The sequence below is a fragment of the Shewanella sp. 5S214 genome, assembly GCF_041439795.1.
Classification (GTDB): Bacteria; Pseudomonadota; Gammaproteobacteria; order Enterobacterales; family Shewanellaceae; genus Shewanella; species Shewanella vesiculosa.
Genome location: NZ_JBGOOV010000039.1, coordinates 23,343 through 32,571, shown reverse-complemented (window position 1 = coordinate 32,571; position 9,229 = coordinate 23,343). Strand labels below are relative to the sequence as shown.

Below are 9,229 nucleotides of genomic sequence, written 5' to 3'. Positions count from 1 at the left end.
TGACTGTCGCTATCATCTGAATCGCTTGAGTCACTTTGACTGTCGCTATCGTCTGGTTCTGCTTTATTATCTTCAATCCAATCTATTAGTAGTTGAAATATTGATTCAGCAGCATTGAAACAATGTTCAGTACTAACTAAACCGTCTATTACTTCTGTACTTAATAATGAGTGAATATCGGTATAAAATTTTGGTCCAAAAATACTCAAAACACGCTTATCTGTGTCATTAAAAATATCTGACACAGGTTGTTCTAAATAACTGCGAACTTTGAATAACACCCAAGCCTGTACATACATTGGAACAGGTGCTTCATCGGGTAAAACCCTGAAAATACCTTTCTCTTTACAAAGCTCAACGAGTTTTCTCAAGGTTAATCGTGTTCCACGAAAATCAGCAATTAAGCGGCGTTCTTGATGATAATCATCAAGTGCGTTAAGCAGTCCTTTTAAATAAGGACTTCTATTTGCTGCCTCATGATACCAATGTGAATTAGTATAATTTTCATGCCCTAATTCATGATCGCAAAACCCCATCGACATAGTGATAAAATCATCATCACTAAAATCACCAATTGGCAGATTTATACGTCCAGGTACATGATATGCCTGTGTGCCGCTAAAAGTGATATCCATATTATTGTTGGTTGTAAGCACTCTACTTAAGTTTCTATATTTCCTAAGTAATTTTGCTTTATTCTGTATAGTCATTGGTGTCCTCCAGACAAATATTTGGAGAACACCAATCCCCAAAGGGGGTAAGTGTTCTCCCATTGGGGTTATTTAAAAGCCTAGACCAAAACCTAATTGGTCGGGCTCTTGATTTGTGAAGTCAATATCAACGGAACCCTCGATAGAAAAATTGTCTACCGGTGCATTTACTTTCGTCGTATCAACTACATCTTGTTGTGCTTCAAACACACTTAAATCTTCATCTAAGCTAGTAGAAACAGATTCCCCTAGTACACCAAAATCGTCTTCTATAAATTCAGGTTCTACTTCTAAAGTAAAACTATCTGAAGCATGATTTCGAAGCATGTCAGGGTTTGACATCACTAAGGTCCAGCGCGCTAAATTAGATAAATTTGCCCCCTCAATCCATCCCGTGCGAGGCATTGAATTAAGAACGACATTGGTTTGAGCTACCACTTTCTCGATATTGTTATCTAGAAACGATAACCCTTCTAATTTATCGATTAAGCGTTTAAAAGTATCTTTAATCCGCCTATTAGCTTTAGTCCGCGCAACTTTATGACCATTAGTATCTGCGACAAAAAATGACTTGTCGTAAATGTCACTGGCCATCTTTGCTACTTCACCATACAAATTACTTAAAATATCATCTGCGAGTTCTTCAGCAGACTCTTCATCGCCTTCAGCAATCAAAGGATTAAATGCTACCGGTGGTAACATTTTCATTTTGAAGCGTCCACCAAACTCAGCCTTGTCCATTGTGTAACGTCGCATAATATCTGCAACATCCAAATTCGACATTTGCCAATCACTCACAAGCGAATCGTAATTGTCGAGCATGTCGTTCAACGCCATTTCCCAATCAATCTCAATAGCTTTAATGTCGTATTGAAGATCATCTAATCTTGCCAATGGCACGATTGTCATATCTCCCCAACGAACGCCGTAAGAGCTCAATACTCTAGCAATCGCCTGTTTTGCTTTACTTGTAAAATTAAGGGGCTCTTTTGGAAACCAGCGAATCTTTGACCCTTTAATAGAGTCTGAATCCTGCAGTACTCCGTCAAGTTCCACTTTAACTTTAGGTAGAGATTTCTCTCCACAAGCTGCTAATGAAATAACGTTAACCACACAAACACCTCGCTCTAACTGTGTTAAACGAGAGCAAAGTTCTGATGATGTAGTAACGGCTTGATGTGTTGAAGTTGTTGTTGATGTATCCATGATTGCGTCCTCCAGGACATAAAAAAGGGATACATCAAGCCCATAAGGGATGAATGTATCCCTTAAGGGGGTTGAGTTTATTGCTTAATAACACCTGAGTAGTTGATTAGACCATCTAAGTTGTAACCTTTTCCTTCTTTGCTGTTGATCACTCTAATTCGCTCAGCTATTCCAGCTTCACTTGTTAAATCTATCAAATTGTTCTCATAAAGAACCCAGCGCCCAAGGGTTTGGTCATTTTTAAACATTACAACTACTTTGGTATGGTTTTCTGCGATTGCCCATTTTTTCCCTGTGGGATGGACGTATAGCATGAAGTTTAGTTTTTTGTGTGTAGCAGTTACTTGAGAAGCTCGATACTGAGTAAATTCTATTCGTTTCTCACCATCAACGATTTCGCATATTAAATGTCTACAGCTTTTTCTCAATCCAATATTTACATTAGACTTTGAATCTACAATGCCATTTACTTTCAATATTCGATTACCATCGACCGAACCTTCAATAATAAACAGTCCATCCAAAGAAACAGCCGCCCAACTTGACTTGCCGTCCCAATGTTCTGATGAAATATTAAATGCTTCGAACACTGTACCTAGCGGTATAGCGTCCCAAGCTTTAGCTATTGAAGGTTTAACTACTTTTTTGCAAGTAAATCTTTAAGCGTTTTATCAATATCGTCTCCAAATACCTTAGAAACAATATCATTCACAATTTCAGCATCTTCGGGGCTAACCGATTTTAAAAATACTGAATCTAATGATTTTCTCAATGTACGGAAAACACCAAATGCTTGAATATAATAAGCCCAAGCAACAACTACCCGTGTAGAAAATATGCATTGAATAGGATCTTCTATATCGCCATCACGATTGACACCAAGCGCCGCATCTCTAAAAGCATTAGCGAGCTTAATGATATCGTTGCGTAAGTGAAGTGGAAGCCTAGGAGCAAACTTTTCAAGGATCTTCGACTCTTGAATGACATTTGGGTATACCGTTTCAATCCACATAAAGCGGCTTAAAAAGGCTTGATCCATCTGATTTGATGTAATGTAACGTTCATCATGACCAGTGCCATAAGTGTTTGCTGTGCCAATAACAAAGCACTGTGGGTGCTTAGTTATAGTTTCTTTGAACATTTCCAATGGCCATGGTTTACCTTCGACGAGCAAATGCATTGCTGAAGTCAGTTCACCACTTGCTTTATCGAATTCATCTAACAACAAAATACCGCCGTTGATGTATGCCTTCGCTGCAGGACCATATTCTTTACGTGTAACCGTTTGGTTGTTTTCAACATCTAATACATAACTTCCCTCTAAATCTTGTGGGTTCATGCGTGCATGAACTTTCACAATATAAATAGGTAAATTGAGTTTATCAGCCAAGTACAACGCCAATTCCGTTTTACCGGTACCAGTGTGACCTTGTAAACCCAAGCTTAACAATTGATGTGGAGCCATAAGCCAAACTAATGCAAGTTTCGCGTTTTCTGACTCTGGTATATACATCTGATTAGATGTAATACAGTCAGGGTGGCGATGCTTACGACGTTTTAACATGACTGTTGATGGTTCAAATAACTCAGGAAATACCAAATGAGCAGATACTTGTTCCATTTCAGTGTAATCAATTGGTGCTGTTGCGTTTATTGCTAAAGCTGACATAGTGTGTCCTCCAAGGACTGAGTATTGGACACACTAATCCCAATGGGAGTTGTGTGTCCCAAGTGGGTTATTTAATTTATAGCTCTGTTATGAATTGATAGCGTTAGCTAAATATTCATTCATAACATCTCTAGTTGTGACGCCTGCAAGATAAAGATCATCCATTAGTTCGCCTATTTGCTTTAAAATTGTGACTAACTCGTAATCTTCATTAATATGCTTAACGAGTGTAATCATTACGTTTTGTTTCACGACTTTAACGCCTATTTTTTCTTTGAACATTTCACCAAAAAAATTAGACCAATGAACAAACTCTTCAAGCTGATCAACTTCAACCGTCTTGCTGTATTTTTTCATTATATGTCTAACTTCATCCCGTATTATCCGAGGGTTAAATCCAGCATAACGACACACTTGTGCGAACTGCGGTGTCGATTGCCACATAATTTCCTCTTTAAATAATTCGTTATCAGGTTGCGCATTTCGTAATATCTCAAGGCTTCTTATTAACATGCCATTTAATAGCATATCAATATTATCTTGAGTCCATTCAATGTGATACTGATTAGTGGAGTGTTGAAAGTGTGGGTCCATCATCATCATCGTAGAACATTTTTCATTGCCTCGACGAATCGAATCAACAATATCTTTATCTAAAATATGATGAATGGTTTCAGGTAGTGACCAAAATGGTTGTTCCTGACAATTGTTTTTGGATTTACGCATTGGTGTGTCCTCCAGGACCGCGAGATACACCAATCCCAGACGGGTGATGTTCCCGCGTGGGTAGTAAAATCTAAATGGGGTTTATTTACATAAATTCATCAACTGACTCATTTCTAAGTCAGTACGAGACAGGCGGCGCGAAGTTTTTATAAACTTTGAGTCACCAAATTCTGAATCTCGGATTTGTATAAGTTTTTTTAGAATTTTCTGTTTGCGACGTCGATAGTATGCCGCTTGAGATGATAGGGTTTTGTTACTCATAGTGTTCTCCAAATTTTGAGGAACACAACTCCTTGAGGGAGTGTCCCTCAAGGGTAGTTAAGCAAATATGTTAGTTCTGGTGGTCTTTCAATTTTTGTTTGGCTTTGAATTCATCAAAAGTCGCTATATGGTAAATTCCCATACATAGGCCCCCAACAATAACAATACCAAGTGAAACATAAGGCATCCAGTAACTAAACGATTCTGTAATCATAATACTCGGGTTCATGTTTATGGCTCCATGTATTCATTCTAACACTGTTTGAATTTCAAGCAATTAATCTTCATTTTTTACATTCCAAAACGACCACACTATTGCGCTATATACGATAAAAAAGCTTAGACCAATAAAGGTAAGCCAAAATGTCATATAACTAAACGCCATACTTATAAAAGCAAGGCCAACAGGCAATGATATAGTTCGAATGAAGTCAAAAGCGAAGATAGTTAAACTCTGAGCCTCCTTCTTATATACAACTAAACGGCTATGTAAATAAGCCAAAGAAGACAAGATAAAAAGTAGATGCAAAGCTAATTGAATGAAACTTGGATCTAATTGCAATGCAATGGTAAATCCAAACAAGCTAATGTTAAATAATTCCTCCTGAGTAATTATATTGATTAAATTTTTATTCATAGGCATTCCTTAAAATTAAACAAGGAATGCGTATCCACAGGGACGATTTCCCTGTGGATTGAAGTTAAATTAATTCTGAAAACCTGCACCTCTTTGAAAAGAGTTATTAGGTCTAGAATCATGTTGTTGCGGAGCATTACGCTGTGCATACTGCGGCGCATGTTGTTGCGGCGCATGTTGTTGCGGGGCATTACGCGGTGCATATTGCGGCGCATGTTGTTGCGGGGCATTACGCGGTGCATATTGTTGCGGGGCATTGTTATAGTTATTTTGTTGTGATGCGTTGTTTACGGTTTTAGCTATGTATTCAACGATTTCATTAATAACCACTCTCGACCCATAACGTTTTTTACTATTTTGAGGTTGGTAATTATTTGCGGCCATGAATCCTGAAATTGTCATTTTATCACCAACATTAGGTTGAAAATTGAGCTTCGCAGGAATATAAGCTTCGAGAAACAGTGTATCTTTCGTTTCCCATTGGCCATTAACCATCGAACCTTCGTTATACGCTAACGAGATTGCACATGCACCGCCCTGAATGGGTTTTACTTGTGAAACATTGCCAGTGAAAACGAGAGAGTTTTGACGAGTTGGTTGAGTTGTAGTGTTCATAATAATGTGTCCTTCCATATAAGATAGTTAACCCATAGAAAAGACACGTTTCCCCCAATGGGAAAATGCTTCCCTATGGGGGTAGTTAGCCAAAGGCTCTCACATCATCTATATCGCTTAGATATTAATAATGTCGGTCACTATCATCATTTCTGAAAATAGCCGCTCGGGTTTCCCATGTTGAGCTGACATGCGTTTATATAAAAATTAATTTCAAAGCCAAAAGAGGCTTAAAAAATTAATAAATAGGGATAAACGATTGAGGAACTTGTCAAAGCGAAATCGACTCGCAAATCGTTTTTGATTTGATTAGTTAATTTGAGTGACGACACCACCGCCACTCGCGTAATTTCAACGCCAAAGAATAATCTCCGCCACTAAACGTTATAGTGAATTAACTTCCCATCACATTCCATAAGAATGGACGTACAAGAATTTTGTTTATAATCAATGCAGGAACCGCCATCGCTAAGACAATAATAATTTCCATACTAATCACCCTTTAAGTTTGTTGGTCTCATCGAATTCCCCTTGTAAAAGAGCATTTGAAGAGACCAACAAAAAGGTTACCCAAATGGGTAAACCTTAGTGTTAGCTTCAAAATTCACATTAACGAACAAACCCCCATAAGAGTGGTTGTACGATAATTTTGTGAATGATGATTGCAGGAATGATTAATGAAGCAATGATTGCGATTTCCATAAGTGTGTCCTCCTAGACGATAAAGATGAACACACTTATCCCAAGGGATTAAATGTGTCCCATTGGGTGAGTAAATTATTAAATTAACGATATAGGTTTAAAAAATTTTTTATTTTATATCGTAAGTTTCTTAGTTTATGTCGTAACTTGCTTAGTTCGAATCTAGTCATGAGAATAAAAAACTGAATCTGAGTTACTTTAGTAATTTCTGAATCAGGGTTTATCATATCGCTTGAAGTAGATTTTGACATAAATGTGTCCTCCGGACGGTTAAATTAAGAGAACACAATGATCCAAAAGGGATATTTGTTCCCTTAAGGGGTGGGGTTGTTAGTTAGGGGGTTGTTTAGGAAAATGCGTAATGTTTTCTAGGAAAATTTACACATTTGACATTAATTACTTCGAAAAATAACTAACCGCTCGGGTTTCCCATGGTGAGCTGACATGCGTTTACTAAAATTTTTAAGGTCTACCTATTTAGGTAAAAATTAAAAAAATGAGGATAAACGATTGAGGAAACTAGAAAAATCAACAAGCAAAAACCACCTGCACCGACCTAATACAAAGCGAGGTCTTAGAGGCAAACTTTGGTTGTTAATTTGGGATTATTTTCATAATTAATTAAAAATTATAAAAATGGGGAGATGTATATTACATCGATATTTCATTGGGATTGATATGAGCAAGGCTCAATATTTTATGATGTTTTACATCATGTTATTTTTGTAATCTACTTTATAGATAACGGATAAAAATTTACTACATTTGCTTGAATGCTGCAATGCTTTTGATCACAATTTATTATATAAAATTCTCAACGTCAAAAGCATTAGTTAAAAATCTTGAGGCCGTACCCAACCATGAAAGATACAATTTTGTTTTCGCTCGGGACATCGCCACATAAAGCAAACGCCGCTCTTCTTCAATTGTTTCCTCGTTCATAATAGTCCCAGGCATTTTATGAGGAATGTTTCCTTCATCCAATCCCTTCAACCAAACTACATCCCACTCTAAGCCTTTTGAGCCGTGAAAGGTGGTGAGTACAGGAAGTTCAGAACTTGCCTTTTTTTTACTTTTTTGATTAGTCTGGTCCTCTATCCATTGTAGTTTATCGACCAACTGTTCCCTATTAATACCATGCAAAATTTCAATAAAAGTCAATTTAAAGTCTTGGATACCTTTCCCCAAGTAATCACCTAATGTATTACAAACATCATGAATAAACATCCGAATTTCTTCTTCATCGGTACATGTAGATAGGTGCCAATACTGTTGACACTTTTGATGAAAACTAATCGTTATTGGTTGCAACGACCACTCGTGAGTATTGCAGTGACCAAAGCCTAAGCCATCTAGTGATTGATTGATCTGAACGATTTGTTCTTGGGATTCTCTCAAATAAACCAAGCTTGGAATTAAATGGGCTGTGGTATTTAACTGTATAATTGAACAAAAAAAGTTCAACAACACTTTGAGATTATCACTTTCCCAGATCGATTTACTATTTAATCGGGTGCAGTCAATACCATTCTCACTTTTTAAATACGCTTCTAATACGTCAAGCTCCCCATTTGTTCTAGCAAGCACAGCAACTGATTTATCTTCATTCTCATTTATCATGTCTAAAATGCCTTCATGCTCTTCGTCCAAATCTTGAACACCATGAAAAAACACTTCGCCCTCATCTGTCGATCCTGAATTCATTTCTTTATCAATGCGGTCTTTGTTTTGCGCAACAACGGCACCGGCTGAATTTAATATCTCACTACCACATCGGTAGCACATGCTTAACGTATGAAATTTGACGTTAAAATCATCTTGGAACATTCGCATTCCCGCCACTCCAAGGGCCCCTCTGAAGCTGTAGATTGATTGATCATCATCACCCACACAGGTAATCATTGCGCCACCAAGCCCATGACACTTAACCCAAGAGTATTGCACTAAATCTGTATCTTGAAATTCATCTACAATAATTTGTGTGCTATCTATGGGCTCAATATCCCCAACTAACAATGCTTTTGTTATCTCCACACACATAATATCCATCGGCCAATATTTTAACGCCGCAAGTTTATTCAAGTAGTAGGTATAGAAATGCTCAATGCCTTTTGGAAACTCATCTTCAAAATCAAAACTTATCGTGTCATGGAATGGGGTTACACTTAACTCTTTCAATAACAAGTTGCTGATCGTTTTAAACTTTAGTTTTTTGGCTTTTAATTTGGGCTCGACATATTCATTGCCATGCTTATCATGCGTTTCATAAACATTGACATAGACATCTTCGCCTATACTCAATAATCTTCTGTATTCTTCAATAATAAAATCCGATACCCTTTTTGCACTGGCTCCAGTTAACAACTTCCGGCCACTAAAACTTGGATGCTTTTTCGTTTGGCTCCATATTAATGAGTGGAATGTCGATACAAATACTTGTTTTCGCTTTTGCCCTCGAACCAATTTACCTACCCTAGCCTTCATCTCTGCGGCGGCTGCTTGTGTGAATGTTAAAGCAATAACTTTATTGGCAGGATTTTGAACAAGGTTACTTATGAATGAAATCATTGTGTGTGTTTTGCCTGCCCCTGGTAGGGCAAGAACAAGGTTATGATTATCTTGACTCGCAATAACGCCAGCTTGCTCAACACTTAAACTCACAGCTTTACCCTAAATATTAGTGAATGTGATGCAATAATATCA

The 9,229-nt window shown here is 37.4% G+C and carries 9 protein-coding genes; all 9 read right to left on the bottom strand.

The window, feature by feature from the left end; all coding sequences use genetic code 11:
• The coding region (locus ACED29_RS19490) for a hypothetical protein (RefSeq protein ID WP_371698473.1) at positions 1 to 710 on the bottom strand (710 nt) is incomplete at its 3' end.
• Positions 711 to 782: 72 nt separating this feature from the next.
• Positions 783 to 1,916, bottom strand: coding sequence for a DUF3150 domain-containing protein (locus ACED29_RS19485; RefSeq protein ID WP_371698472.1), 1,134 nt, complete (start codon positions 1,914 to 1,916; stop codon positions 783 to 785).
• Positions 1,917 to 1,993: 77 nt separating this feature from the next.
• Positions 1,994 to 2,506 carry a hypothetical protein gene (locus tag ACED29_RS19480; protein WP_182742172.1) on the bottom strand — a complete coding sequence of 171 codons (513 nt, stop codon included), beginning with the start codon at positions 2,504 to 2,506 and terminating at the stop codon, positions 1,994 to 1,996.
• A gap of 47 nt (positions 2,507 to 2,553) precedes the next feature.
• Complete coding sequence (locus ACED29_RS19475; RefSeq protein ID WP_371698471.1) at positions 2,554 to 3,585, bottom strand: AAA family ATPase; 1,032 nt, start codon at positions 3,583 to 3,585, stop codon at positions 2,554 to 2,556.
• Between the two features lie 87 nt (positions 3,586 to 3,672).
• Complete coding sequence (locus tag ACED29_RS19470; RefSeq protein ID WP_347690956.1) at positions 3,673 to 4,311, bottom strand: hypothetical protein; 639 nt, start codon at positions 4,309 to 4,311, stop codon at positions 3,673 to 3,675.
• A gap of 81 nt (positions 4,312 to 4,392) precedes the next feature.
• Positions 4,393 to 4,572, bottom strand: coding sequence for a hypothetical protein (locus ACED29_RS19465; protein WP_182742169.1), 180 nt, complete (start codon positions 4,570 to 4,572; stop codon positions 4,393 to 4,395).
• Between the two features lie 277 nt (positions 4,573 to 4,849).
• A complete protein-coding gene (locus ACED29_RS19460; protein ID WP_182742168.1) occupies positions 4,850 to 5,209 on the bottom strand; it encodes a hypothetical protein in 360 nt (119 codons plus the stop codon).
• Positions 5,210 to 5,278: 69 nt separating this feature from the next.
• Positions 5,279 to 5,824 carry a hypothetical protein gene (locus ACED29_RS19455; protein WP_371698468.1) on the bottom strand — a complete coding sequence of 182 codons (546 nt, stop codon included), beginning with the start codon at positions 5,822 to 5,824 and terminating at the stop codon, positions 5,279 to 5,281.
• 1,503 nt (positions 5,825 to 7,327) lie between these two features.
• Complete coding sequence (locus tag ACED29_RS19450) at positions 7,328 to 9,187, bottom strand: ATP-dependent helicase (protein WP_371698467.1); 1,860 nt, start codon at positions 9,185 to 9,187, stop codon at positions 7,328 to 7,330.
• Positions 9,188 to 9,229: the final 42 nt, after the last annotated feature.

What these genes read in the sequence shown, in the direction of transcription:
- ACED29_RS19485 (WP_371698472.1), bottom strand. Translation starts at nt 1,916, where the DNA reads ATGGATACATCAACAACAACTTCAACACATCAAGCCGTTACTACATCA.
- ACED29_RS19470 (WP_347690956.1), bottom strand. Translation starts at nt 4,311, where the DNA reads ATGCGTAAATCCAAAAACAATTGTCAGGAACAACCATTTTGGTCACTA.
- ACED29_RS19455 (WP_371698468.1), bottom strand. Translation starts at nt 5,824, where the DNA reads ATGAACACTACAACTCAACCAACTCGTCAAAACTCTCTCGTTTTCACT.
- ACED29_RS19475 (WP_371698471.1), bottom strand. Translation starts at nt 3,585, where the DNA reads ATGTCAGCTTTAGCAATAAACGCAACAGCACCAATTGATTACACTGAA.
- ACED29_RS19465 (WP_182742169.1), bottom strand. Translation starts at nt 4,572, where the DNA reads ATGAGTAACAAAACCCTATCATCTCAAGCGGCATACTATCGACGTCGC.
- ACED29_RS19460 (WP_182742168.1), bottom strand. Translation starts at nt 5,209, where the DNA reads ATGAATAAAAATTTAATCAATATAATTACTCAGGAGGAATTATTTAAC.